This is a genomic window from Henriciella algicola (genome assembly GCF_003576245.1).
Lineage (GTDB): Bacteria > Pseudomonadota > Alphaproteobacteria > Caulobacterales > Hyphomonadaceae > Henriciella > Henriciella algicola.
This window is the reverse complement of the sequence record NZ_QWGA01000008.1, coordinates 248,972-272,467: the sequence shown is the minus strand read 5'-3', so window position 1 is coordinate 272,467 and position 23,496 is coordinate 248,972. Positions and strand designations below refer to the sequence as shown.

Genomic DNA, 23,496 nt, shown 5'->3' with positions numbered 1-23,496 from the left:
GCCGCTGCGTGCCGTTGCGTGAGCCTGAAGCGAATACGACCAACCGACGCGGGCTGTTCGACAGCCTGAGCGTGCGGCTATTCCTCGTGACGATCGGCGTCATCCTGCTGGTCGAATTCATCATCTTCCTGCCGAGCGCCGCCAACTATCGCGAAAGCTGGCTGAATGAGCGCGTGCAAGCGGCACGTATCGCGGCCCTCTCACTCGAGGCCGCGCCAAGCCGCATGGTGTCCGAAGAGCTGTCGAACGACTTGCTTATGCGCGCCGAAGTGCTGGCTGTGGCTGAGCTCAGCGATGACATGCGCGAGCAGATCCTGCCGCCCGCCATGCCGCTCGAAGGGCCGATGAAAGAAATCGACATGATGTCGGAGAGCTATTTCGGCGAGATTGGCGAGACGCTGGAGACCCTGCTGGCAGAGAATGGGCGCATGCTGGTCATTCGCGGCATGGGGTCTGGCGAGGGGCGTGTGCTGGAGGTCATCCTGCCAGAAGCGCCGCTGAAGCGGGGGCTGACCGCCTATGCCGGGCGCATCCTGATCGTGTCGCTCATCGTCTCGATCACAGCGGCGATGCTGATCTATTTCCTGCTGATCGCGCTCGTCGTGCGGCCCATCCAGCGGGTGACGCAGGCCGTTATCCAGTTCAGGCAGGACCCGGGCAGCTGGACGCGGCGGCTGGGGCCGACTTCGCGGCGCGATGAGATTGGCCGCGCGCAGAATGCCCTCGCTGACATGGAAGAGGCGGTCTCCGACAGCTTCCGCCAGCGCGAACGGCTGGCCCAGCTTGGTGAGGCGGTCGCCAAGATTAATCATGACCTCCGAAACACGCTCGCCACCGCGCAGCTCGCATCCGATGCCCTCTCAACCTCTGACGACCCGCGGGTCCAGCGCGCCGTCCCGCGGCTTGAACGTGCGCTGGAGCGGGCCATCGGCCTTGCGAGCGATACGCTGCGCTATGGCCGCTCCTCGACACCTGTCGCGCGGCTGCAGATGGTCAGACTCGCCGAAACGGTGAGCGAGGCGGCCATGGAAGGGATTGGCGATGGTGGCCAGGTCAGTTTCGCCAATGAGATCGATCCCGGCCTCACCGGCTATGGTGACCCGGATCATCTCTACCGGATAGCGGCCAATCTGATCCGCAATGCGGCCGAAGCGATGGGAGAGGCTGGCGGGACGATCACTGTATCAGGCGACCCGACCCGCATCGATTTTGCAGATACTGGCCCGGGCCTGCCAAAGCGGGCGCAGGACAATCTGTTCAAGCCCTTCGCCGCTTCATCGCGGCGCGATGGCACGGGGCTTGGCCTGTCGCTGTCACGCGACCTTGCCCGCGCCATGGGCGGGGAGCTTTCGTTGGTAGAGACCAGTGAGACGGGCACGCGGTTCAGGCTGACCCTCCCCGCTGCGCCGCCTGCCAAATAGGCTAGTCGAGTGTCAGGGCGACGCCTTCGCGGCGGGGGTCTGCCCCACCATCCAGCCCGTCGCCGCGCACGATGATGACGTGAAGGCCTGAATTCTCGCCGGTCCGCTCTTCAACGGCATATCCTGCCGCCGACAGCGTATCGGCCCAGTCCTGACCGCGCTCCACATCAATTTCGACGCCGACCGATGGGCCGCGCGCGATCACGTTCGGAAGGTTGATGGCTTCCTGCGCAGAGAGGCCCCAGTCGAGCACGCCGACAATTGTCTTGGAGACATAGGCGACGATGGAATTACCGCCCGGAGACCCGGTGACCATGAAGAGGTCGCCGTCCTGATCGAACACCATGGTCGGTGACATGGAAGAGCGCGGGCGTTTCCCAGCCGCCGGTGCATTAGCCACTGGCAGGCTGTTGATCGTTGGCTGGCGCGAGAAGTCTGTCAGCTCATTGTTAAGCAGATAGCCGTTCACCATGCGCGAATTGCCGAAGGCGGACTCTACCGTCGCTGTCATGGAGACAGCGTTGCCCTCACCATCGATGATGGAGATGTGCGTGGTGCCTGGCGTTTCGTCGGTTAGGTCCCTGCCCCACATGCCGATCATCGAACCACGGCCGAGAACCTCACCCGGATCACCCGGCTGCGGAGTGGCATCCGGCGCATAGACATCACCGACACGGGCATCGAGATAGCGCGGATCAATCAGGTCAGAGGTTGGCACCTGAACATAGTCCCCATCGGCGACGTAATGATCGCGGTCAGCATAGGCGATACGCTGGGCATCGACCCATGCGGCGAGCTTCTCATCGCTGTAACCGGGGCTGCTGCCCTCAGTCATGCGCTCATAAAGGCCCCAGATCATGTTCTGGGTAACCGCGCCGGAGCTTGGCGGCGGCGCAGAGCAGATGCGCATCGTCTCATGGTCGCCGCAGACCGCTGGGCGCAGCTTCACCTCATAGGAAGAGATATCGTCCAGCGTCATGGAGCCGGGGAGTGGTTCCTGAGACAGCACATCGACAATGGCCTGCGCATTCTCGCCTTCATAGAAGGCGGACGGTCCATTCTCAGCGACAGACTGGAGGAGGTCGGCATAGGCTGGGTTGTCGCGCACCGTGCCGACAGTCAGCGGCTCACCTTCCGGGAAGAAGTAGACGCTGGCATTTTCGTCCTCATCAAGGCGCATAGCACCGCGCAGGCGCTCATTGGCGAGCAGGCCGGCAAGGCGCGGAGAAACTTCGAAACCATCGCGGGCAAGATCGATGGCAGGCTGGAAGAGCGAGGCCCATTCGGCTTCACCTTCTGCCTCATGCGCGGCCTTGTAGAGCGCGATCATGCCGGGCACGCCTGCCGAGCGGCCTGACTGCCATGCGGTGACATAGTCGAGGACTTCGCCGTCGATCACGAACAGGTTTTCGTCTGCCGCCTGAGGCGCCGTTTCGCGCCCATCGAATACGGTCAGCGCATCGTCCTCATAGTCGTAATAGACCATGAAAGCGCCGCCGCCGATGCCGGAGCTCTGCGGCTCAACCAGACCAAGGACAGTGTGAACGGCGATGGCGGCATCGATCGCGGTGCCGCCTTCACGCAGGATTTTGAGGCCCGCTTCCACGGCGCGGGGGTCCGCCGCCGCCACCATGGCGCCCTTGTCCCAGATCCTGGGTGCGGGCGCCTGCTCTGTCTCTTCAAGTGTCGGTCGGTCGGGGACGCTGGTTTCAGATTGTGGCTGACACGCAGCAAGCGCGACCAGAGCGAGCGCTGGACAGAGCAAGGTGGAAGGTTTCATCAGGACTCCTCTTCGGTGTCCCCTTCAGCGGTTTCACCGGTCATGGCGTTTTCCATGCGATAGGGCGTTTCACCCGCATTATCCATAGGCACTTGAGGCATTGCCGCGCGCACTTCGCCAAGATTGGCGCTGATGCAGTCATCAAGCTCTTCCTGCGTCGCCTCACCATCGGCGCCTGCGCGCTCAATGCACTGGCTGAGGTTCGGGACTTCCGTCGAATAGGTCTGCGCCTCTTGCGCGGCTGCCGAAAGGCCGCCTGCTGCGATGGCTGAGACTGCGATGGCAAATTTGAGTTTCATGTCCTGCTCCCCTGACACGTTAAGACCTTACCCATTGGGGCGGTGGGCGCAAATGAAGCTTTTGTGCCCGGCTTGCCTGTCTGCAAGCAGGTTTCATGCCGGAGAGGCAGGATGGTTGGCGTGTTGTGTCAGAGGCCTGCCAGCTTTAGGGATCAGGTTGACGCAAACTCCTGTCCCAGCCCGGGACGGGCGAAAATGTGGAGCAGCGCGATATGTCCCGGCCCGGCCCAAAAAATCTCATCACCGACGTTCCAGGCATCGAGGTTGGCAATGCGGAAAACCGGGACGTGCTGACCGGCACGACCGTCATCGTCGCAGATGAGCCTGCAACGGCTGCCTGCGCCGTCGCGGGCGGTGGCCCCGGCACGCGCGAGACGGACCTTTTGCGCGCCGACACGATGGTTGAGCAGGTCGATGCCGTCGTCCTGTCGGGCGGCAGCGCCTATGGTCTCGCCGCCGCAGATGGGGTTTCGGCGAAACTCGGCGCGATGGGGCGCGGCTATGGCCTGAAGGACCTTCCGGGCGTGCCGAAGACGCCGATCGTTCCAGCGGCCATCCTCTATGACCTTGCCAATGGCGGCGACAAGGGCTGGGGCGAGCAGCCTCCCTATCGCCTGCTTGGGGAGGAAGCGTTCGAAAACCGGGCCAAGTCCTTTCCGCTCGGCAATGTCGGTTGCGGGCTTGGCGCAAATGCTGGTGCGCATGCAGGCGGGCTTGGTTCTGCCTCGCTTCGCACGGCTGACGGAATGACGATCGGCGCCCTTGCAGGCGTGAACTGCTTCGGCTCAGTCTTCATGCCGGGGACGAGCTGCTTCTGGGCCTGGCCGTATGAGCAGAATGGTGAGTTCGGCAACCACCGCCCGGGCGAGGGCTACAATCCTGACCCTGAAGAATGGGGCGATGCGAAGATGAACCCACAGCCCGGCCAGAACACGACGATTGCCTGTATCGCGACCGATGCAGCGCTTAGCCCGGCGCAGGCGCACCGCGTCGCCCAGATGGCGCTTTCGGGCTTTTCGCGCGCGATCAGGCCAGTTTTTGCTCCCTTCGATGGGGATGCGCTGTTCGTTCTGTCGACGGGCAAAATCCCTCTGGAAGAGCCCTCGCCCATTTCCCTGACGCGCATCGGAGAGCTTGCCGCTTCCACGCTCGCACGGGCGATTGCACGGGGTGTATATGAGGCAGATCAGTAGACTGCAGCATAAGCGCTTGCATCGTGCGCGCGGCGCCGCTATGTGTCCGCCCTCTCAACGGAGCACCCGTAGCTCAGCTGGATAGAGCACCAGACTACGAATCTGGGGGTCAGAGGTTCGAATCCTCTCGGGTGTGCCATTTCTTCCGAAAAATTCAGCAGGCAAGGCCGGGTTTGTTGCCCCGCATTGAACGCCATTTCACCAGGGCATCCTCGCGGATTTCCTGCAGCCGGTCTCTGACAGTCTCGAATCTCAGCTGATCTTCGGCCGTCGCTTCATGGTGCTGTAGATAATCGGCCCAAGCCGTCTCCAAGGCTGCGATTTCTTTCTCAGTGTCGTCGATAAAGTCTTTCCAGTCCTGGCGCGACACGAGCCCGCTGGGCAGTCCGGCATGACTGACGAACACACTGTTAGGTACAAATTTCATGGAGGAAGTTGCTTTGTTCTATAATTTTATGAGTAGAAACAAAGCGTTCACCTTCATCTCGTTCCGACGCTCTATGTAAAGGTCATGCTTTCATAACCATACTTCTTATTCTTCTACTTAAAGCTATGGAACTACAAATATATATCTATGCTTTAGACTGCATCGCCCGGCGTCACCTGACTGATGACGCGGCGGATCGTCATGAACAGCCTCACCACTGTTGCGGTCAGAAGTGCACAGACCAGTACAGTCAGCGCGAAGATCACTTCATACATCAGCCGGTACCAACCATCTGGCATCTTGTTGAATTCGCCGACCGGCAGAACCAACATGAGCAACAGGATGACGGCCCCGACAAGACTGATCGTGGATAGCCAGGCTACTTGCGAAATACTTCGATAGACATCGGAATCGAAGTCGGTTTGCGTCTGATTGGTCAGCCCAAGCAGGGTCAGCATGAGTGCAAGAGTGGTCGCTGAGGCACCCGCGATGGCGGAGCCGAGATAGAGACCCGTCTGGGTGAGTGACTGGATAAGGTTTGTCGCTTCGGCCTCACTATAGACGTTGCCGATCGCGAACCGCGCGCCAATTCCAATGAGAATGATAAGCCCAGTCGTCAGGATAACTGCGAGATGCTTCATGTCGTTCAGGTGCCTCCAGCCATTGGCAACCTTAATGCCACAGCGTCCTGAAGCGTTCCGCCCGACAGGGGTGTGGGAAACCACGCAAAGGGAGTATGCGTTTAATCTACCGTGACAACATGCCTGCTGACACCTGAAGATATCTGGCCGAACGGCCTGCCTGAGAGCGACCCGCTGATCTCACAGTTGCGGGCGCGCGTCCATCGTGACGGAATTTGCGCCGAGGACTTCCGCCTTCTGGCAGAGCGTGGCGGCGAAGCGTTTCAGCTGGTCTTTGGCGAGAACGTCCTGGTGAAGATCGAATTCGACGTCGCAAGCATAGGCGAACATTCCCATCTTGTGCATGTCGCCGAAGCTGGCAGGCGCCCCGAGATCATCACCGCTTATCCTGAAGATGGAGAGCTGCGCGTCCTCGGGCCGATGGGCTGGGGCGAGAGCCCGCACTCACCGCTGCGACAGCCCCGCCGCACACAACGCGTCGGCATCATTGCGCGCGACTTTGGACAGGAGCGCTGGCTGAAAGTCGCCGTCCTTGCCCGGGCGATCGATGAGGCGCGGCTGAACTACAATTTCCTGTTCCAGAACTCGAACTCCGTGGTGGCGACGCTGGCCGATGCGGCGGAGACCGGTTTTGTAGACCTCCCGGGCGGCGGGTTGAACCTTGGCTCTGGCAATCTCCTCTATGACGAGCTGATGGGCGGACGTCAGGTGCCACGTTTTCTCGTACGTGGTGGAACGTCCTATTCGGCGGGCGCTGAAAGCCCGGTGACCGATACGATCCCGCAATCAGCAAATACAGACGGTTAGCGGGAACGCCGCCTTCTCAAGCCCGTTGGTTTTACAATCGACAAGCAAGGAGAAGAACATGTCAGAACAGACATCCCTCGACACTTTCAGGCAAGCATTCGCCGGCTTTTCCGACAAGACGACAAGCGTTTACGTCCCGCGCCCTTCGGTGGAAGTTGGCGGCGAAAAATGGCGTATCCTGCGCAAGAACGTCATCGACGCCGTCGAGAAGCACGCGCCAGATGCGGCCTTCATCAAGGATCGGCTTGAGAGCTTCGAGCTCGCCGACTTCCGCGCCAATGGCATCGCGCTCTTCGAGGACAAGGAAAATCAACGCATGGCGCACCTCAATGCGCGTCCGGTTGCTTCAATCACGACGGGCGAGCACCCATTCATCCTGCCGCTTCTCGCTGACTATCAGAGCCGCAAGACCCACTGGGTGCTGTTCGTGACGAAGAGCGAACCGAAGCTCTATCTCTATCAGGGCGGCAATGTGAAAGACATGACCGACCGTCTCGACGCGCCGAAGTATCGTTCCGTCGAAGCACGCCGCCATGTGCAGGATGATGTGTTCTTCCATTCCGGCTCACGCGGTTCTGCCCGCAGCAGTGATGGCCGCTCTATCCATCATGCCCTCGGCACCGGACAGGACGAGGAGCGCGACAAGACAGACCTCGCCTTCTATGAGGAAATCGCCAATGCCGCAGACGCGGCGCTGCCGCCGCAGACCAAGACGCTGCACCTCATTGGTGAAGAAGGCACTGTCGGGCATTTCGCCAAGGTGATGAGTTCCAGCCGCTTTGAGATCGTGCAGCATCATGCAGGCGGCACGAATAACGTGGAGCAGAATATCATCGACGCTTTTGCCGAGGAGCCTGCGGTCGATGGTGAGCTTCCAGAAGGCAAGAGCCTGCCGGACCTGCAGGATGCCGCGAAGGCCGGACAGCTCGATACGCTTTACCTGCCGCTCGAAAGCGCCATGCTTGAAGAGGTGCACGACCAGGCGGATGAGCATGTGAAGTTCCGCGAGTTTGACCATGACAGCGCGGAAGCCGAGCAGAACCGCACCACCATGCTGGCGCTCGAAAATGGCGCCGACATTAGCTGGTATGCAGCGCATGATCATGACGCTGTTGCGGAAATCCGCGCCGATCTTCGCTGGTAACACTTCGGCTATCTTCCAGTTGCGCCGCGTCAGCCCTTGGACAGAGGGCTGGCGCGCGCTAATGTGTTCAGAAGAGACTGGAGAGATAACCGCCCATGTTCCTCAACTTCTTCAATGAGCTTCGTTCCGCCAAGATCCCCGTCACGCTGAAGGAGTATCTTCTCCTGCTCGAGGCGATGGACAATGACGTGATCGAGATGGAGGTCGAGGACTTCTACTATCTCTCGCGCGCCGCGCTCGTGAAGGATGAGCGCAATCTCGACAAGTTCGACCGCGCCTTCTCTCACGTCTTCAAGGGCCTCGACACGATGCAGGACGCCGTCGACGTGCAGGACTTGCCTGAAGAATGGCTGCGCAAGATGTCGGAGAAATTCCTCACCAAGGAGGAGATGGACGAAATCGAAGCCATGGGCGGCTTCGAGAAGCTCATGGAGACGCTGAAAGAGCGCCTCGAAGAGCAAAAGAAGCGCCATGAGGGCGGCAATAAATGGATCGGTACGGGCGGCACCTCGCCCTTCGGGGCCAATGGCTACAATCCGGAAGGTGTCCGCATCGGGCAGGAAAAGTCCCGCCACCGCCGCGCCGTAAAGGTCTGGGACAAGCGCGAATTCAAGAATTACGATGACAGCGTCGAGATCGGCACGCGCAACATCAAGGTTGCGATGAAGCGCCTGCGCAAATGGGCGCGTGACGGTGCCAATGAAGAGCTCGACCTCGACAATACGATCCGCAAGACGGCCAAGCAGGGCTATCTCGACATCGAGATGCGCCCCGAAAAGCGCAACACCGTCTCAGTCCTGCTGCTGATGGATGTCGGCGGCTCTATGGACCCGCACGTCCGCGTAATGGAAGAGCTGTTCTCTGCGGCCCGCTCAGAGATCAAGAACCTCGAATACTACTACTTCCACAACTGCATCTATGAGGGCCTCTGGAAGGACAATCGCCGCCGGATGAATGAGCGAATCCCGACCTGGGACGTGCTCCATAAATATCCGTCCGACTACAAGGTCATCGTCGTCGGCGACGCCACGATGAGCCCCTACGAGATCACCTATGCAGGCGGCTCGGTCGAGCACTGGAACGAGGAGGCCGGCGGCCTCTGGATCCAGCGTTTCGTGGAGCAGTTCCCGAACTTTGTATGGCTGAACCCGGTCAAGGCCGGCGCGTGGGACTATACCGGCTCCATCAAGCTGATTAACGAGCTGATCGGCCCCGGCCGCATGTTCGAGATGACCCTGCAGGGCCTCGAAGATGCGATGAAGGAACTTAGCCGATAGGCGCTTTCTACTGGTGTAAAACTAAACAGCCCGCTTGGTTCGACTTCGCTCACCATGCGGGCTTTTTTATATCTTCTCAGAAGACCGCATGGTGAGCCGAGCCGAACCATGGGCGTGCGCAACGCCTTTACAGCCGCCGCGGCAACCCTTCTAAATCCCGGAAAACGAAAACAGTGAGGAGACGCGCCCATGCCACGTATCAAGGCCAATGGCATCGAGATCGAATACCGCGAGATCGGCAATCCGGATGACCCGATGCTGCTGCTTGTCTCGGGCTTTTCCACGCAGATGATTTCCTGGCCGGAGAGCTATCTTGAAGGGCTGGCCGCCGCAGGGCGCCGCGTCGTCATCTTCGATAATCGCGACATTGGCCTGTCGACAGAGTTCACCAATGAGATCCCCCCTGCCCCGGGCGACATCATCAAGGGGCTTTCCGAAGGCAAGGACATGTCGAAGGAGGTGCCTTACCTTCTCGACGACATGGCCGCCGATGCAGCCGCGTTGATCACGGCGCTGGGCGCGGACAAGGCCGATGTCATGGGCAATTCCATGGGCGGCATGATTGGGCAGCTGATCGCGCTCAATCACCCTGAGAAAGTGCGCACGCTCATCCCTGTGATGACAACGTCTGGCGAGCCTTCCCTGCCGCGCTCAACCCCCGAGGCCCAGAAGGCGCTCACGGCCCAGCCGGAAATGCGCACCGCCGATGCGGTGGCCGAAATCTCTGTCGCATCGCGCCGTGTCATCGGGTCGGCGGATGGTGTCCGCAACAGCGATGAGGAAACGGCAGAGAGCGCCCGCGCGAGCTTCAACCGCTCAGACCGGCCCATGGGTGTTGCCCGTCAGTATGCCGCCATCCTTGCCCAGCCGCGCTGGCATGAGCGCCTGTCCACGATCAGCGTACCGACGCTTGTCCTGCATGGGGCCATCGACCCGCTCATCCTGCCAGCTTGCGGCGAGGACATCGCCAAGCGCGTGCCGGGCGCAAAGCTCGAAATCATCGAAAAGTGGGGCCATGACATGCCGAAGGCCATGGTCCAGCCGCTGCTGGACAAGATTGTGCCTTTCCTGAAAGCGAACGAGCCGGGCTGAAGGCAATGAGCGAGACCGCGCCTGTCCTGACCAAGACGAATGGCAACATTCTCGTCGTCACCATCAGCCGGCCTGCGGCGCGCAATGCCGTAGACCGGGAGGCCGCGCAGGCGCTCTATGAGGCATTCAAGGCGTTCGACTCGGATGACAGCCTGTCGGTTGCGATCCTGACAGGGGCGGAGGGAAACTTCTGCGCGGGTGCAGACCTCAAAGCCGTGTCCGAAGGGCGCGGCAATATCACGAAGCTGGACGGCGACCTTGGCCCAATGGGGCCAACACGCCTTGCCCTCTCCAAACCCGTCATCGCCGCCGTTGAAGGCTATGCCGTTGCTGGCGGCCTTGAGCTGGCCCTCTGGTGCGACATGCGGGTCGCCAGTGAAACGGCGCGCTTTGGCGTATTCTGTCGCCGCTTTGGCGTTCCGCTGATCGATGGCGGCACCGTGCGGCTGCCACGGCTGATTGGTCAATCACGGGCGATGGATATGGTGCTAACGGGGCGCGAGGTCGGTGTCGGCGAAGCACTCACAATCGGTCTCGCCAACCGCCATACTGAAGCTGGAGGCGCACTCGATGCCGCGCTGCAGCTTGCCCGCGATATCGCTGCCTTCCCTCAAGCCTGCATGCGCGCAGATCGGGCTTCCCTGCTCAACCAGTGGAGCCTCGATGAAGAAACGGCCCTGCGCGCAGAGGTCAAAGGCGGGATGGAGGTGATCCGTTCAGGCGAGACGCAGGCTGGCGCAACGCGCTTCGCGACGGGAACAGGCCGGCACGGCAAGTTCTAGCCTACCAGCCGCCCCCACCTCCGCCGCCGCCGCCGCCGCCGGAGAAGCCACCACCCCCGGAGCCGGATGAGGATGAGCTTTGCGGCATGGAAGCCGCCACAGCCGCCGCGACATTGGCAGTAACCGCCTTGTTGAGGCTGGCGACAGAGCCGCGCCCCATATGTGCCGCGCTCCAGCCGGGATTATAGTCGGCTGCTTCCTGAGGCAGGACGGACTCAAAATGCTTCGTCCATGGCTTTTCCACGCCGAGCGCGATGGCATACGGCAGGAAGGTTTCGTACCGGTCCTTCGTCATCGGCGGTGGACGGTCACCGCCAACTTCGGCCGCGTTGAGCTGCAGCTTCTCGGCCGTCTCCATGTAGAGCCTGAAGCCCTTGATCTTGGTGCGGACATCCTCGCCTTTCTGGGTGGCGGCAGGCATCAGATACATGAAAAGCCCGTTCATCGCCGCGATGGCAATGACGAGACCCGTCAGCCAGTTATTCCAGCTGGTCGCGTGAACGATCGCAAAGATGATGGCGACTGCAGACAGTGCGATGGCGACGAAGGTATAGCCGAGATTCCAGCGGAAATAGTCCGAGCCGAACTTCTCTGACACCTTCTTGCGGAAGGCCTGATAGGCGGCGGTGAAACCCTTGTCATAGCTCTTGCCGAGCGTGACAGGTTCGCTGCCTGCGAACAGCTTGCGGTACAGTGTCCATTCTTCGGCAGGCAGGCGCGGGGCGGTAGCAGCCGGCTTCGGTGTAAGCACGGTGTTCTTCTTGTCCTCGGCATCAATGTCGAGCCTGCCTTTGATACCAAGGTTTACCAGCGTCGAAATCAGCGCGTCATGATCATTGAAGCCGCGATGATAGATGTGGTGGCATGCGGCGGGTGAATATCCTGCGGGCGGCTCATAGAGCGCGAAGACTGGCCCGCGCGCCGGGTCGCGCCCGACACGGTTCCAGGAGCGGTAGAGGAATATGAAAACCCCGATGAGCGACGCGAGCAGGACTGCGAGCGAGCCATGCCGCTGCCACCAGAGTGCGCGCTTGTCGCCTGCAGACGGCGGATCGATGACGCCCTTTTCGATGCTGAGTGAAACAGTAAGCCCTTCGCGCCGGGCAAGTGGCGCGGTCGTCTCGAACACATAGTCACTGCCCACGCGCTCAAAGCGATAGGCGCTGCCGTCGCTGCCCTGCGCGCCGGTATAGCCAGATTGCGCGACATAGCTACCGCCTTCGGGAAGCGAAATGCGCGCGCTCGCTTCGCGGATCGGGAATTCCCAATAACTGCCCGTGACGTTCCAGTAGAGCTCATCATATTCGTCGAAATAGCGGACCTGGTTTTTGACGCGGTAGCTGATCTCATAAACATGTTCGCCCACGATGAGGCGCCGGTCCGGGTCCCCGATGCGGATGCGATAGGCATTGCCCTCGGTTGAGGTCTCGTACGGCTCATCATCGCCTCCGCGTTCAACCGACAGGATGTCATAATCGTAGCGGAGCCGGTCGCCATTATTCTCAAAATAGCGTGGGAGTTCGCGGAAAATGCCGCGCTGGATCTGATCGCCCTCGGCCGTGATGTTGATCGCTTCGGTGACGACGATGTCGCCATTCTGCTGGACATCGATGTCCACATCGAAGCGGTTGATGACCTCTTCAGCGGCTGCCGGGAAAACCGCCGCGACAAGCAGGCAGAGGAGAGCGAGGACGCGGATCATCACGATTTGCCTCCGAAATCGACCTCCGGGAGGGCCCTGTCTGCGGTCTCGATTTCGAAATAGGCGGCCTGATGGAAACCGAATGGACCTGCGATGAGGCTACCGGGGAAGGTCTCGACAGCGGTGTTCAGCTCACGCACGGCCCCATTGTAGAAGCGGCGGGCCATTTCAATCTTGTTTTCAGTGTCAGACAGGTCGTCCTGCAGATCCTTGAAATTGGCGCTGGCTTTCAGTTCGGGATAGCCCTCACCAAGCGCGATCAACTTTCCGATCGGGCGAGAGAGCGCGCTCTCTGCGGCGCCGCGCGCGGCCGCGTCATCGCCTGCGGCGCGGGCCTGATTGCGTTTTTCAACCACCTCTTCGAACAGCTGGCGCTCATGGCTGGCATAGCCGCGAACCGTAGCAACGAGCGACGGGATCAGGTCGGCGCGGCGCTTGAGCTGGACATCGATATCGGCCCAGCCATTGTTCACCATCTGACGCTTGGCCACGAGATTATTGTAGAGGATGATCGCGGTCACAACGAGCAGGACCAGGACGCCGATCAGGACGAAAAGCGCAGCCATGATGGCTCCTCTTCTTACAAAACCAGAGCGGACTATCGGCTATCACGCCGTCTCTGTTAAGGCCCTTATTGACCTGCCGCGCCCGCGAATGAAGCAGGCAGGTACCGCTCCGCCACCAAGCTTCGCTCCCGGTTGACAGCGCCGCATGGCAGGCGCACCCAAAGTGCCGTCGACCGGAGGAATGGACATGAAAAACGCGCTGATCGCCCTTCTTGGCTCAACCATGCTGGCCGCGCCCGCTTTTGCGCAGGACGCCGAACCGGCCGCAGAAAGCCCGGCTTCGGAAGCCTCCTATGGGGGCCAGTCTGGCCCGGACATGTCGCTCGAGGCGATGACGCCTGAGGATGAAGCGGTGAATGTTGGTCTTGCTGGACAGGACCCGGCCAATATTGCGCGCTATCTGCTCGCGAGCGGCGCGGGCAGCGTTTCAATCTCTCCCGATGGCGAAATGCTTGCCTTTCGCTGGGACGTGACGGGCGAGCCGCAGCTCTGGAGCCTGCCCATCAGCGGCGGCCAGCCGCAGCAGCTAACCTTCGGCAATGGCATCACCTTTTTCTCATGGTCGCCGGACAGCGAGACGCTGATCTATGGCGCCGACAATGATGGCAATGAGCAGGAGTCCTATTACCGCAGCGCTGCCGACGGCTCGTCCGAAGCGCTGGTTCTGGCGGCTGTCGAAGGCGGCTTTCGCGCCTTCGGCGACTTTGGCGCCGACGGCGAGACAATCGCTTTCGCCTCAACTGAGCGCAACCAGCAGGACTTCGACATCTATACGGCGGACCTCTCCACCGGAGAGACAACGCGCCTCTATGAAGGCACGTTCGGCTTTTTCGCGCATGACATCTCGCCGGATGGCACAAAGCTGATCGTCAGCGAAACGGTGGGCGAGGACTCCGACAATCTCTACCTGCTCGACATTGAAAGCCGCGAGATCACGACGCTCGCGAAACCTGATCCGCGCGCCAATCATACGAATGGCGGTTTCGCCTGGCTGCCGGACTCGTCGGGCTTTTATTTCGCCTCGAATGAGGATCGCGAATTTTCAGCCATCACCCACTATGACGTCGCTTCGGGCGAAATGAGCGTGGTGAAAGAAGCAGACTACGATCTCGGCGGGATCGAACTTTGCGGCAAAGCGGGGGCCTACATGGTCTACACCGAAAACGTCGATGGTTTCGATACGCTGCACATTGACCGGGATGGCGAAGACGCGGGCCTCGACACCAGTTTCCTGCCAGAAGGCCAGTATCAGGCGAGTTGCTCGATGGAGAGCTCCAAGCTCGCCATCCGGGCAAGCGGCTGGCGCACGCCGGGCGATGTCTATGTAATGGACCTTGATACCGGTGACCACACACAGGTCTTCGCGTCCAATTATGCGGGCCTCGACCCGGAGCGCCTTGTCCGTCCTGAGAGCGTGCGCATGATGGCGCGCGACGGGGTAGAGCTTCAGGGTCTCCTCTATCTGCCGGACGACACTTCACGCACCGAGGATGGGCCGCCGCCGGTCATTTTCTTCGTGCATGGCGGGCCGACGGGCCAGTCGGTCGCAAGCTTTGACCCTGTGGTGCAATACCATCTCGACCGCGGCCTTGCCGTCTTTGAACCCAATGTGCGCGGCTCCACCGGTTTCGGGCGGACCTATGTCACGCTGGATGACCAGAAAAAGCGCCGCGACAGCGTCCGCGACCTGATCGACATGCTGGCCGCGCTTGACGAAGATGGGCGCGTCGATACGAGCCGTGCGGCTGTCGTAGGCGGCTCCTATGGCGGTTACATGGTGAACGCAGTTTTGGCGCTTTATCCGGACGCTTTCGATGCGGGCGCGTCGCTGTTCGGCGTCGGCAACTGGGTGACCGCGCTACAAGTCGCCTCGCCCGGTCTCAAGGCATCCGACCGGATCGAGTATGGCGATATCCGCGAGCAGGAATGGATCGACTATTACACCGAGAACTCGCCCGTCACTCTCGCCGACCAAATCAAGGTGCCGGTGCTCTACTCGCACGGCGTTCAGGATCCGCGTATCGACATCTACGAGACTGAGATCATGGTGAAGACGCTGCGCGAGAATGGCATTGAGACCCCCTATGTCCGCATCCCGGATGAGGGCCATGGATGGCGCAAGCTGAAGAACCAGCTCTTCTATTTCCGCCGCCAGGCTGAATTCCTTGAAGAGCAGCTGATGGGTGATGACGCCGCCGAATAGGCGCTTTTCCTCGCTGAACGCTCTGGTCATGCGTCCCGCTTTCAGGCATCGGGGCGCGTGATGGCTTTTCCGCTCCGCCTCTTTCTTGTGACGGCACTCGCCATGACGGCGTTTGCCGCGAACTCCGTGCTGGCGCGCCTTGCCATGGCGACCGGCGAGGCCGGCCCGTGGAGCTTTACGCTGATCCGCCTTGTCTCAGGCGCGGTCGTATTGGCGCTGATCGTCTCGCCAAAGCGCGCGATCGGGTCTGGCAGCTGGGCCTCAGGGGCCGCACTCCTTCTCTATGCGGCGGCGTTCTCCCTCGCCTATCTGACGCTCGCGACGGGCACGGGCGCGCTCATCCTCTTTGCCATCGTCCAGATAACCATGATCGGCTGGGGCATCCTGCAAGGCGAGCGGCTGGCGGCCGCACGGTGGGCCGGATTGGCGCTGGCGCTGGGCGGGCTTGTCTGGCTGCTCCTGCCCGGCCTTGAAGCCCCACCCCTGATCGGCGCGCTGCTCATGGGCGCGGCAGGTATTGGCTGGGGTATCTATTCACTGCGGGGTCGTAGGGCGAGCCAACCAACGGTGCTGACGGCAGGAAATTTCGCGCGCGCTTCCGTGCTGGCCATCGTGATTGCAGGCCCGGCACTGCTTCTCAGCGGCGAAGCCTCCCCAAGCATCGAAGGCGTCGTCTACGCCCTCGCATCTGGCGCAATCACATCGGCGCTCGGCTATGCGATCTGGTACGCCGCACTGCGCGATCTTAGCGCCAGCCTTGCCGCAATCGCGCAACTGACCGTGCCAGCCATCGCCGCCATTGGCGGTATGGTCTTCCTGAGCGAGCCGCTGACCTTGCGCTTTGTGATCGCCACAGGCCTCATCCTTGGCGGCGTCGCGCTGGCGAGCATTGCCCGCCGCAGATCACCGAACTGATCAACCCGCGTCTTCAGTTTCCTCGATGCCCAGCCAGTCCTCGCGGAAGCGTTTCTCTGCTGCTGACAGCTCCTCGTCGCCCGATTCCTTGCGGGTGACCTTCAGCGCGGGGTCTTCAACTAGGGTGACTGAGACTGTGCCGTCCCCGGTGCGCGAAACATAAGCGACCTCGACAGTGTCGCCAGGTTCATGGCGTGAGAGCGCCGTGTCCACGTCACCGGTCGAGTTGATGTCGAAACGACCGATCCGGACAATCTCATCCCCGCGGTCCAGCCCGGCCTGGTAGAGCGGCGTACCGCGCACCGTGTTGGACGCGATCTTCACGACTGGGCCATCGGCCTCAAAGCTACCGCCGATCCAGGCCTTGCCGGGATTGGCGGGCCCAAGCTCAAGCCCCGCCTGCGCAAGAAGCGGCCCATAATCCGGCAGCGCGCCCGTCTCGATGTAATTCGCGAAGAAGCCCTCCGCGAAGGCCGTATCACCCGTCACCTCTGCCAGCGTGACCTTCAGGTCTTGATGCGTGTAGGCCGTCGCGGTCTTCCCGAACTTCCGCCAGAGGCGGCGCATATAATCATCGAGCGAAATGCCCTCAAACCTGCCACGAAGTTCGAGGTCCAGCGCAAGGCCGATCATGGCGCCGTAGGGATAGTAGGACATGAACGTGTTTGCGTTGTTATCGGGATCGATGGCCGTTGCTGCATCGACGAAAGGCGCACGCAGGCTCATCGCCATGGGGGACCGTAGCTCCCGCCCTGCCCCATTCACGACATAGCTGAGATTTCGGCTCAGCGTCTTCAGATACCCATCGACATCCTCTTCGCCCGCCCGCCGGATTGTCAGTGGTGCGTAATAGGTGGTGAATCCCTCAGCGAACCAGAGCGTGGTCGTCGGATTGGCTTTCGTAAAGTCAAAGGGCTCCAGTTCTGCCGGGCGCAGGCGTTCGACATTCCAGGCATGGATGAACTCGTGCGAGAGCGTGCTCAGCTGACCGAACTCGTCCTCATAGAGGCCCTTGGTGTTGCTGATGACGGTAGAATTGCGATGCTCCATCCCGTCGCCGCTGACATGAGGCAGATAGTCGGCGATGAAAGTGTAGGTGCCATAGTCAAAGCGCGGCGCCTCACCGAAGAGTTCGATCTGCGCGTCGACGACATTCTTCGCCATCTCGGCATAGGCGTCGGCGTCTTCTGGCGTACCGTCATGGTGGATGGCGAGGCGGATGGTCTGCTCACTATCACCCTCCCCGATCGTCCATTTGCGGAGGTCGAAGTCGGAAAGCTCGGTCGGGCTATCCATCAGATATTGCAGGTCCGGCGCGGTAAAAGCCATCGCCGACCCTGCCGGAACGAGCTGCGTCGCCGCTTTCCAGTCCGGGGACGCAGGCTCGAAGCTGATCTCTACAGGGCGGTCTTCCATTCCCTCCGCCCAGAGCAGCGTGGCGGGCATGTTGAGATGGGCGTGGGTGAGATCGATCTGCGAATATGTGCCATCGGCGCGGTCGGCATAGAGGGTGTAGGTCACCGTCGCCTCGCCATCATGGCCTTCGATCGTCCACGAATAGGGATCGTCCTGTGAGACGGCCAGCGCCTGCCCGTCCGCATCGACCGCGCTCAACCCGTACACATTCTTGGCAAACTCATGCAGCGCATACCGCCCCGGCGAAGCGCGTGACATGCGCACAGTGAGCGGGCCTTCGCCGATCTCACGGAAGGTGACGGAGATTTCCGCCTCGTGGTGCGCCGCGTTCGGGAAGGAGACATCGTAGGAAACCGCCGCGTCCTGCGCCCAGGCGCCCGCTGAAAGCAGAAGGGCTCCACTCCCCAATAGTGTTGCGCGCATGGTCGGCTCCTTTCTGATCATTGCTAGGGATATAAGCGGTTCGGTCTGGTTGCGACTAGGTGAGCGCAAGACTGAATGCAGCTCATCGCGGGCCTGCGACCAGCTGAGCCCAAAGCTAGCCCAGCATGCGTCATTGACGCCCGCGCCGTTCCCGGCCATTGCCTTGCGCCATGAGTGAGGCCCCTGCCACCCGCAAACATGGGAAGAATGCCTTCCTGTTTGTCATCGTCTGCGTGGCGATGGACATGATGGGCTTTGGCATCATCATCCCGGTCATGCCGTCCCTGCTCGAAGAGCTGACAGGCAATCCGGCCTCAGAGACGATCGTGATCGGCGGCTATCTTATGGCCACCTATGGCATCCTGAACTTTGTTGCCATGCCGACCATTGGCAATCTCTCTGACCGGTATGGCAGGCGGCCCGTCATGCTGGTTTCCATCGCGACGCTGGGCATGGACTTCATCATCATGGGGCTCGCCGACTCGGTCTGGCTTCTCTTCATCGGCCGCGCGCTGACCGGCATCTCATCGGCCACCTTCTCGACCGCGAACGCCTATATCGCCGACGTCACAGAACCTGAGGAACGCGGCAAGGCGTTCGGCATGATTGGCGCAGCTTTCGGCATCGGCTTCATCCTCGGCCCGGCCATTGGCGGGCTTCTGGGGTCGATCGATACGCGTCTTCCTTTCTTCGGCGCAGCCGCGCTGTCCATCGCCAATTTTCTCTATGGTTATTTCGTTTTGCCGGAATCGCTGGCGAAAGAGGACCGCCGCCCTTTCAACGTGAAGCGCGCCAACCCGTTCGGGGCCGTCAAACACTTCTCGAAGATCCCCAAGGTCGGCTGGTTCATTGTCGCCTTTGGCATCTTCCAGTTCGCCCACAGCGTCTTCCCGTCGACCTGGAACTTCTATTCCGACATCCGCTATGACTGGTCGGAAACGCAGATCGGCCTGTCGCTCGCGGCGGTCGGTCTTGGGTCTGCGGTCACGCAGGTCCTGCTGATCGGGCCAGCCATCAAACTGTTTGGTCCCGTGCGCACGGCCCTTGGGGGCATCGGCATCATGGTGCTCGCGCTCGGTCTTTTTGCGGGCGCGGTGCAGGGCTGGATGGTCTACGCAATTATCCCGCTCAGCGCGCTTGGCGGGGTGTTCGGCCCGTCCATCAATCAAATCATGTCCGGCCTGACACCACGCAACGCCCAGGGTGAGCTTCAGGGTGCAACGGCCAGCCTCAACGCATTCTCCATCATCTTCGCCCCGCTTTTGATGACGCAGACGCTGCACGCTTTCTCGGCGCCCGATGCGCCAGTCTATTTCCCCGGTGCAGCCTTCCTGCTTGCCTCCATCCTGACGGCGCTCTGCCTTATCCCTTTCATGCTTGGTGTGCGCGCGAACCGGCAGGCCGTGTCAGAGATTGGACAGGACGAAAGCGCCAGCAGCTGAATGCAGCGCCCTGATCTGGTGCCGCTGCTGCGCTTGGCGTAGGAAACCTTATGGCCGAACGACGCCCCGCCCTTTTCCTTGACCGTGACGGCGTCCTCAATGTCGATCGCGGTTATGTCAGCCGCATCGAGGACTTTGAGTGGATTGAGGGTGCCAAGACCTGCATCGCCAATTTCAACAAACGCGGCTGGTACGTGTTCGTCGTCACCAACCAGTCAGGCATCGCGCGCGGCTACTACACAGAAGCTGATATGCAGGCCCTGCATGACCATATGACGGAAGAGCTGAAAGAGGCCGGTGCCCATATCGATCGCTTCTATCACGCCCCCTGGCATGAAGACGGCGAGATTGCGCGCTATCGCAAATCGAGCATCGACCGCAAGCCCGGCCCAGGCATGCTGCTGCAGGCGATGGCAGACTTCAACGTCAACCGCGAACAGAGCTTCCTGATCGGTGACAAGGATACCGATATCGACGCGGCCCGCGCAGCTGGCGTTGGCGCCTTCCTGTTCAGAGGCGGCAATCTTGGCGTTTTCGCCGAATGGGCGCTCGCCAGTTTCGAAGATGGCGTGCGCGGATGAAGCGGATCGGCATCCTCGGCGGGATGAGCCCGGAAAGCACGATCATCTATTACCGCGCGCTCAATGCCGGGGCGCGTGAGCGGCTAGGCGCATTAGCGACAGCAGACTGCGTCATCGCCTCCATGAATTTCGGTGAGATACAGGCTATGCAGAAGGCAGGCGACTGGGCCGGAGCAGGCGAACACCTGGCGAGCGCTGCGAAACGGCTGGAGGCCGCAGGCGCCGACCTCATCCTGCTCGCGACCAACACGATGCATCGCTGCGCCGACGCCATAGAGAACGCGCTTGGCGTGCCCTTCCTCCACATCGCCGATGCGACCGCGATCAGGCTGAAATCAGATGGGCGCGCGCGTCCGCTCCTGCTTGGTACCGCCTACACGATGGAGCAGGACTTCTACAAAGGACGGCTCGCAGACCAGCACGGCCTCGGTGTGATTGTGCCGGGCGACGCCGACCGTGCGCGCATTCACGGCGTTATTTTCGATGAGCTGGTGAATGGCATCACCACCGATGCAAGCCGGGACGCCTTCCTCGACATTGTTCGCAAGTATGGAAAAGCCGGTGCAGACAGCGTCATTCTCGGCTGCACCGAGATTGGCATGCTGCTCGACGCCAGCAACTCGCCCTTACCCGTTTATGATACGGCGTTGATCCATTGCGAAGTTGCGCTGGACCTTGCGCTTGGAGACTTGGAACGGACCTAAGGGTTCATCGGCATCATGCCGCCATCCGCACTGACTTCGTCGACGAAGCGGCGGCCTTCTTCCTCAGCCTGTTCGTCAATCTGGGCCCATTCGGCAGGCTCCATACAGACACGCTCACCGAGCATCGTGCCCATTTCCTTGATGCGGCGGCATTCGACTTCTCGTCCATCCGTCGTCATCATCATCTCGCTATTGGCCGATGGATCCTCGATGGCGGTGCAACCGGCCAACAGAGTTCCCATCGCAACGAGTGCGCTTGCGATCCTGGTCATCAGCTTTCCCCTTCCGATTTTACGCAGACGAAACGAAAAACGCCCGGAGAAGCGATCTCCGGGCGTTGAAACTGGCTAGAGGCCGGGTGAGTCTGGCCCCTGACCGGCACCGCGTGAGCTTCCCATGAAGTCCTCGGCGCCCTCTTCGGCTGCACGGTCGACCTCTTCCCACTCTGTCGGCTCCATGCAGACGCGCTTGCCGAGCATCGTGCCCATTTCCTTGATCCGGCGGCACTCTACTTCGGTGCCATCATCAGCGACCATCATCTCACTATTGGCGGACGGATCTTCGATAGCCGTACAGCCGGCCAGAACGAAGCCCATTGCGATGAGCGCGCTTATAATCTTAGTCATCAGGTACCTTTACATATTAATCTATGGAAAGGGCGTATCATCCCGATGCGGGCAATTGAAAGCGCTAAAGTGGCTTGAGCGTCTTTCCATTCAGGCCGCCCATCCGGCAAACCTCAATCCACTCGTCTTCCTTCACGGGCTGGACCGAAAGTCGGAAGCTCGTAACCAGCGCCATGTCCTGAAGCTTCTCGTTCGCTTTCACATCCTTGAGGGTCACTGATTTCGGCATATCGCAGACCGCCCGCAGATCGACGCAATCCCAGCGATCGTCATCGGTCGTCTTGTCCTGCGCGCTCTCTGCCGAGACCTCGACGATGCCCACGACTTCGAGGCCCTTATTGGAGTGATAGAAGAAGCCCTTGTCGCCAACCTTCATGTCGCGCATGAAATTGCGCGCCTGATAGTTGCGAATGCCGGTCCACTGCGTGCCCGCTTCGCCAGCTTCTTTCTGGTCGTCCCAGCTCCATTTGAACGGCTCGGACTTGAACAGCCAATATGCCATCGCTGTCTCCTCTCCATGGTTTCGTGAGCTGACATAAGACGGTTCGCCGCCATTGCGACAGGGACAAGCAGACATCTTGTGCCAGCGCGTCTGACTGAGTTGAATGTGGGCTTAGAAAAGCCGACTAGCCCGTCGCCGCCGACTGGAGGCAGGCTTCACGCACCAGAAGCTCCAGCTCGTTCCAGCCCTTATAGGCGCGAAGGTCCCGGTCAGCGCCGATCCAGGCATCCTCGAAGCTTTCGCGAAGATCGTCATCGACGAGGATTGGCAGAAGCGGGTCGAGACAGACCCGGATGGTGAAACAGATCGCGCCCGTTTCCGGCAGCTTCCTTACCGTCTGGCGTTCGACGCGCAGGAACAGGTCTTCAGGCTCTGCCGCGAGCGTCAGCGGGCGCTCGGGCGTGAAGCGCTGTGCGCCTGCCTGGACGGTCCAGTTGAACCGCTCGAGCACCTTGCCCGGCGCGAGATTGGTGAATATCCGGTCGATCCGGCTGGCAAGTTCCGGGCTACCGCCCGGCACTGGGCCGTGCAGGTCATGGAGTGTGCCGCCCATTACTTCAGGCAAGGACCAATAGGTCGGCGCGGTCACCGCCGCCGCGACAAGGCGCCAGACGCCATCATCGTCAGGCTCCAGCAGGCAGAGATCATCGGACACAAGCGTCGCCGCCCGTGCGAGTGCGTTCTCGAACGAGCTTTGCGATGAGGTATTCACGGCCTCGCCAATCATGGCGAGCAGTTCGCGCGCGGCAGGGCCGTTCAACTCACCAAGCAGCGTCTCTTCCGGCTGCTCCTCGAGCAGCATGAGCCGGTCCAGCTCGCAGCCATCCATTTCCATATCCGGCAGGAGCCAGCTGCGCTCTGGAATGGGGTTCAGCGCCGGGGCGACTGCAGGCGGGCCATGCAGGAAAGGCAGATAAGGCGGCGTCCTAAGCGGCACGTGCCTGCCCCCAGCTGACGAAACCTGCAATCTTTGGCGTGCTCGGCAGGTACATGGTGTGCACGTCTTCCATGACGAAGCCTGCATCAGCCAGCATCGCATTGGCATCGCGCGTCAGGTGGCATCCACCTGCAAGCGGTTTCCAGAAGCGCTCAACCCGGCGCTGCCATTTGGCGACGCCCTGATCGGGGGCGAGGCCGTGTTCGGAAAAGAGGACCTTGCCGCCCGGCTTCAGGACCCGGCGCACCTCTGCCAGCGACCCGGCCCAGTCAGGAATGGTGCAAAGTACGAACGTGATCACGACCGTGTCGATACTACCATCCGGCAGCGGCACGTTTTCGGCGCCGGTTTCCAGAAATTCGATCCGGCTGGCCCAGCCATACTCGTTCGCCGCCTTGCGAGCGCGCGCCATCATTTCCGGCGAAGGCTCTAGGGCGTAGAGCTTTTCCAGCTTTGAAGCATCATAGAAGCCGAAATTCGTGCCTGACCCACAGCCAAGCTCCAGCACCTTGCCGGTGGCGAGCGGCACGACCTTTTCGCGCTGCTTCATGATCGGCTTGGTCGCGCAGGCGCACGAGATCAGTGGTGGTACAACGAATTTGTCCCAGAACCCCAA

24 protein-coding genes and 1 tRNA gene are annotated in these 23,496 nt (G+C 61.1%); 13 read left to right on the top strand and 12 right to left on the bottom strand.

Features of this window, described 5'->3' with window-relative positions:
* The first annotated feature begins 14 nt into the window (after positions 1-14).
* Positions 15-1,421, top strand: coding sequence for a sensor histidine kinase (locus tag D1222_RS14180; protein ID WP_233348784.1), 1,407 nt, complete (start codon positions 15-17; stop codon positions 1,419-1,421).
* A gap of 1 nt (position 1,422) precedes the next feature.
* Here the strand turns inward: D1222_RS14180 and ggt are convergent, their stop codons facing one another.
* On the bottom strand, positions 1,423-3,201 hold the full coding sequence (gene ggt, locus D1222_RS14175; protein WP_119454915.1) for a gamma-glutamyltransferase: 1,779 nt from the start codon (positions 3,199-3,201) through the stop codon (positions 1,423-1,425).
* Positions 3,201-3,500, bottom strand: a complete 300-nt coding sequence (locus D1222_RS14170) for a hypothetical protein (protein ID WP_119454914.1) — start codon at positions 3,498-3,500, stop codon at positions 3,201-3,203. Before D1222_RS14170 ends, ggt begins: the two co-directional genes overlap by 1 nt.
* Before the next feature lie 212 nt (positions 3,501-3,712).
* Here D1222_RS14170 and D1222_RS14165 point away from each other — a divergent pair, with 212 nt between their 5' ends.
* Together D1222_RS14165 and D1222_RS14160 are read left to right on the top strand one after the other, a co-directional pair.
* Positions 3,713-4,693, top strand: a complete 981-nt coding sequence (locus D1222_RS14165) for a P1 family peptidase (protein ID WP_119454913.1) — start codon at positions 3,713-3,715, stop codon at positions 4,691-4,693.
* Between the two features lie 62 nt (positions 4,694-4,755).
* A tRNA-Arg gene (locus D1222_RS14160) sits at positions 4,756-4,832 on the top strand.
* Positions 4,833-4,847: 15 nt separating this feature from the next.
* On the opposite strand, the gene D1222_RS14155 is transcribed toward D1222_RS14160, so the two are convergent.
* Together D1222_RS14155 and D1222_RS14150 are read right to left on the bottom strand one after the other, a co-directional pair.
* On the bottom strand, positions 4,848-5,120 hold the full coding sequence (locus D1222_RS14155; protein WP_147371888.1) for a hypothetical protein: 273 nt from the start codon (positions 5,118-5,120) through the stop codon (positions 4,848-4,850).
* Between the two features lie 152 nt (positions 5,121-5,272).
* Positions 5,273-5,761, bottom strand: coding sequence for a hypothetical protein (locus tag D1222_RS14150; protein WP_119454911.1), 489 nt, complete (start codon positions 5,759-5,761; stop codon positions 5,273-5,275).
* 111 nt (positions 5,762-5,872) lie between these two features.
* On the opposite strand from D1222_RS14150, the gene D1222_RS14145 reads away from it, so the two are divergent.
* The 5 genes from D1222_RS14145 (at position 5,873) to D1222_RS14125 (ending at position 10,863) form a co-directional block, all read left to right on the top strand.
* Complete coding sequence (locus D1222_RS14145; RefSeq protein WP_119454910.1) at positions 5,873-6,568, top strand: hypothetical protein; 696 nt, start codon at positions 5,873-5,875, stop codon at positions 6,566-6,568.
* A gap of 58 nt (positions 6,569-6,626) precedes the next feature.
* Positions 6,627-7,712 carry a hypothetical protein gene (locus D1222_RS14140; RefSeq protein ID WP_119454909.1) on the top strand — a complete coding sequence of 362 codons (1,086 nt, stop codon included), beginning with the start codon at positions 6,627-6,629 and terminating at the stop codon, positions 7,710-7,712.
* A gap of 95 nt (positions 7,713-7,807) precedes the next feature.
* Entirely contained in the window at positions 7,808-8,989 is a 1,182-nt protein-coding gene (locus D1222_RS14135) for a vWA domain-containing protein (protein ID WP_119454908.1), read from the top strand.
* Between the two features lie 189 nt (positions 8,990-9,178).
* Positions 9,179-10,081: an alpha/beta fold hydrolase gene (locus D1222_RS14130; protein ID WP_119454907.1), complete on the top strand. Its 903-nt coding sequence runs from the start codon at positions 9,179-9,181 to the stop codon at positions 10,079-10,081.
* Between the two features lie 5 nt (positions 10,082-10,086).
* Positions 10,087-10,863, top strand: coding sequence for a crotonase/enoyl-CoA hydratase family protein (locus D1222_RS14125; RefSeq protein WP_119454906.1), 777 nt, complete (start codon positions 10,087-10,089; stop codon positions 10,861-10,863).
* A 1-nt stretch (position 10,864) separates the two neighbouring features.
* Here D1222_RS14125 and D1222_RS14120 read toward each other — a convergent pair whose 3' ends face one another.
* Both D1222_RS14120 and D1222_RS14115 read right to left on the bottom strand, forming a co-directional pair.
* Positions 10,865-12,565: a DUF2207 domain-containing protein gene (locus D1222_RS14120; protein ID WP_119454905.1), complete on the bottom strand. Its 1,701-nt coding sequence runs from the start codon at positions 12,563-12,565 to the stop codon at positions 10,865-10,867.
* Positions 12,565-13,131, bottom strand: a complete 567-nt coding sequence (locus D1222_RS14115) for a LemA family protein (RefSeq protein ID WP_119454904.1) — start codon at positions 13,129-13,131, stop codon at positions 12,565-12,567. Before D1222_RS14115 ends, D1222_RS14120 begins: the two co-directional genes overlap by 1 nt.
* A 187-nt stretch (positions 13,132-13,318) precedes the next feature.
* Here D1222_RS14115 and D1222_RS14110 point away from each other — a divergent pair, with 187 nt between their 5' ends.
* Both D1222_RS14110 and D1222_RS14105 read left to right on the top strand, forming a co-directional pair.
* Positions 13,319-15,334: a S9 family peptidase gene (locus tag D1222_RS14110; RefSeq protein ID WP_233348782.1), complete on the top strand. Its 2,016-nt coding sequence runs from the start codon at positions 13,319-13,321 to the stop codon at positions 15,332-15,334.
* Between the two features lie 60 nt (positions 15,335-15,394).
* Positions 15,395-16,249: a DMT family transporter gene (locus tag D1222_RS14105; protein WP_119454902.1), complete on the top strand. Its 855-nt coding sequence runs from the start codon at positions 15,395-15,397 to the stop codon at positions 16,247-16,249.
* Here the strand turns inward: D1222_RS14105 and D1222_RS14100 are convergent, their stop codons facing one another.
* Positions 16,250-18,088: a M61 family metallopeptidase gene (locus D1222_RS14100; protein ID WP_119454901.1), complete on the bottom strand. Its 1,839-nt coding sequence runs from the start codon at positions 18,086-18,088 to the stop codon at positions 16,250-16,252.
* Between the two features lie 170 nt (positions 18,089-18,258).
* Between D1222_RS14100 and D1222_RS14095 the strand changes: the two genes are divergently transcribed.
* From D1222_RS14095 to D1222_RS14085, 3 genes are read left to right on the top strand one after another with little or no spacing between them, the layout of a single operon-like run.
* Positions 18,259-19,530 (top strand): TCR/Tet family MFS transporter, encoded by a 1,272-nt coding sequence (locus D1222_RS14095; RefSeq protein ID WP_119454900.1) that lies wholly within the window; start codon positions 18,259-18,261, stop codon positions 19,528-19,530.
* 50 nt (positions 19,531-19,580) lie between these two features.
* Positions 19,581-20,111 (top strand): D-glycero-alpha-D-manno-heptose-1,7-bisphosphate 7-phosphatase, encoded by a 531-nt coding sequence (locus tag D1222_RS14090; RefSeq protein ID WP_119454899.1) that lies wholly within the window; start codon positions 19,581-19,583, stop codon positions 20,109-20,111.
* Positions 20,108-20,815 carry an aspartate/glutamate racemase family protein gene (locus D1222_RS14085; RefSeq protein WP_119454898.1) on the top strand — a complete coding sequence of 236 codons (708 nt, stop codon included), beginning with the start codon at positions 20,108-20,110 and terminating at the stop codon, positions 20,813-20,815. The genes D1222_RS14090 and D1222_RS14085 overlap by 4 nt, the downstream gene beginning before the upstream one ends.
* Here the strand turns inward: D1222_RS14085 and D1222_RS14080 are convergent.
* The 5 genes from D1222_RS14080 to D1222_RS14060 all read right to left on the bottom strand — a co-directional run bounded on the left by D1222_RS14080 (position 20,812) and on the right by D1222_RS14060 (position 23,496).
* Positions 20,812-21,087 carry a hypothetical protein gene (locus tag D1222_RS14080; protein WP_119454897.1) on the bottom strand — a complete coding sequence of 92 codons (276 nt, stop codon included), beginning with the start codon at positions 21,085-21,087 and terminating at the stop codon, positions 20,812-20,814. The genes D1222_RS14085 and D1222_RS14080 overlap by 4 nt on opposite strands.
* Before the next feature lie 75 nt (positions 21,088-21,162).
* Positions 21,163-21,441, bottom strand: a complete 279-nt coding sequence (locus tag D1222_RS14075; RefSeq protein WP_147371886.1) for a hypothetical protein — start codon at positions 21,439-21,441, stop codon at positions 21,163-21,165.
* A 64-nt stretch (positions 21,442-21,505) separates the two neighbouring features.
* On the bottom strand, positions 21,506-21,943 hold the full coding sequence (locus tag D1222_RS14070) for an EVE domain-containing protein (protein ID WP_119454895.1): 438 nt from the start codon (positions 21,941-21,943) through the stop codon (positions 21,506-21,508).
* A gap of 124 nt (positions 21,944-22,067) precedes the next feature.
* Complete coding sequence (locus D1222_RS14065) at positions 22,068-22,880, bottom strand: heme-dependent oxidative N-demethylase family protein (protein ID WP_182482000.1); 813 nt, start codon at positions 22,878-22,880, stop codon at positions 22,068-22,070.
* The gene (locus tag D1222_RS14060) at positions 22,870-23,496 is read right to left on the bottom strand and encodes a class I SAM-dependent methyltransferase (protein WP_119454893.1); all 627 of its coding nucleotides are present in this window, start codon (positions 23,494-23,496) and stop codon (positions 22,870-22,872) included. The genes D1222_RS14065 and D1222_RS14060 overlap by 11 nt, the downstream gene beginning before the upstream one ends.

Bases quoted from the DNA above. Each gene is read 5' to 3' on its own strand.
- ggt (WP_119454915.1), bottom strand. From the start codon at position 3,201: ATGAAACCTTCCACCTTGCTCTGTCCAGCGCTCGCTCTGGTCGCGCTT.
- D1222_RS14170 (WP_119454914.1), bottom strand. From the start codon at position 3,500: ATGAAACTCAAATTTGCCATCGCAGTCTCAGCCATCGCAGCAGGCGGC.
- D1222_RS14165 (WP_119454913.1), top strand. From the start codon at position 3,713: ATGTCCCGGCCCGGCCCAAAAAATCTCATCACCGACGTTCCAGGCATC.
- D1222_RS14155 (WP_147371888.1), bottom strand. From the start codon at position 5,120: ATGAAATTTGTACCTAACAGTGTGTTCGTCAGTCATGCCGGACTGCCC.
- D1222_RS14150 (WP_119454911.1), bottom strand. From the start codon at position 5,761: ATGAAGCATCTCGCAGTTATCCTGACGACTGGGCTTATCATTCTCATT.
- D1222_RS14140 (WP_119454909.1), top strand. From the start codon at position 6,627: ATGTCAGAACAGACATCCCTCGACACTTTCAGGCAAGCATTCGCCGGC.
- D1222_RS14135 (WP_119454908.1), top strand. From the start codon at position 7,808: ATGTTCCTCAACTTCTTCAATGAGCTTCGTTCCGCCAAGATCCCCGTC.
- D1222_RS14130 (WP_119454907.1), top strand. From the start codon at position 9,179: ATGCCACGTATCAAGGCCAATGGCATCGAGATCGAATACCGCGAGATC.
- D1222_RS14125 (WP_119454906.1), top strand. From the start codon at position 10,087: ATGAGCGAGACCGCGCCTGTCCTGACCAAGACGAATGGCAACATTCTC.
- D1222_RS14120 (WP_119454905.1), bottom strand. From the start codon at position 12,565: ATGATCCGCGTCCTCGCTCTCCTCTGCCTGCTTGTCGCGGCGGTTTTC.
- D1222_RS14115 (WP_119454904.1), bottom strand. From the start codon at position 13,131: ATGGCTGCGCTTTTCGTCCTGATCGGCGTCCTGGTCCTGCTCGTTGTG.
- D1222_RS14110 (WP_233348782.1), top strand. From the start codon at position 13,319: ATGAAAAACGCGCTGATCGCCCTTCTTGGCTCAACCATGCTGGCCGCG.
- D1222_RS14105 (WP_119454902.1), top strand. From the start codon at position 15,395: ATGGCTTTTCCGCTCCGCCTCTTTCTTGTGACGGCACTCGCCATGACG.
- D1222_RS14100 (WP_119454901.1), bottom strand. From the start codon at position 18,088: ATGCGCGCAACACTATTGGGGAGTGGAGCCCTTCTGCTTTCAGCGGGC.
- D1222_RS14095 (WP_119454900.1), top strand. From the start codon at position 18,259: ATGAGTGAGGCCCCTGCCACCCGCAAACATGGGAAGAATGCCTTCCTG.
- D1222_RS14090 (WP_119454899.1), top strand. From the start codon at position 19,581: ATGGCCGAACGACGCCCCGCCCTTTTCCTTGACCGTGACGGCGTCCTC.
- D1222_RS14085 (WP_119454898.1), top strand. From the start codon at position 20,108: ATGAAGCGGATCGGCATCCTCGGCGGGATGAGCCCGGAAAGCACGATC.
- D1222_RS14080 (WP_119454897.1), bottom strand. From the start codon at position 21,087: ATGACCAGGATCGCAAGCGCACTCGTTGCGATGGGAACTCTGTTGGCC.
- D1222_RS14075 (WP_147371886.1), bottom strand. From the start codon at position 21,441: ATGACTAAGATTATAAGCGCGCTCATCGCAATGGGCTTCGTTCTGGCC.
- D1222_RS14070 (WP_119454895.1), bottom strand. From the start codon at position 21,943: ATGGCATATTGGCTGTTCAAGTCCGAGCCGTTCAAATGGAGCTGGGAC.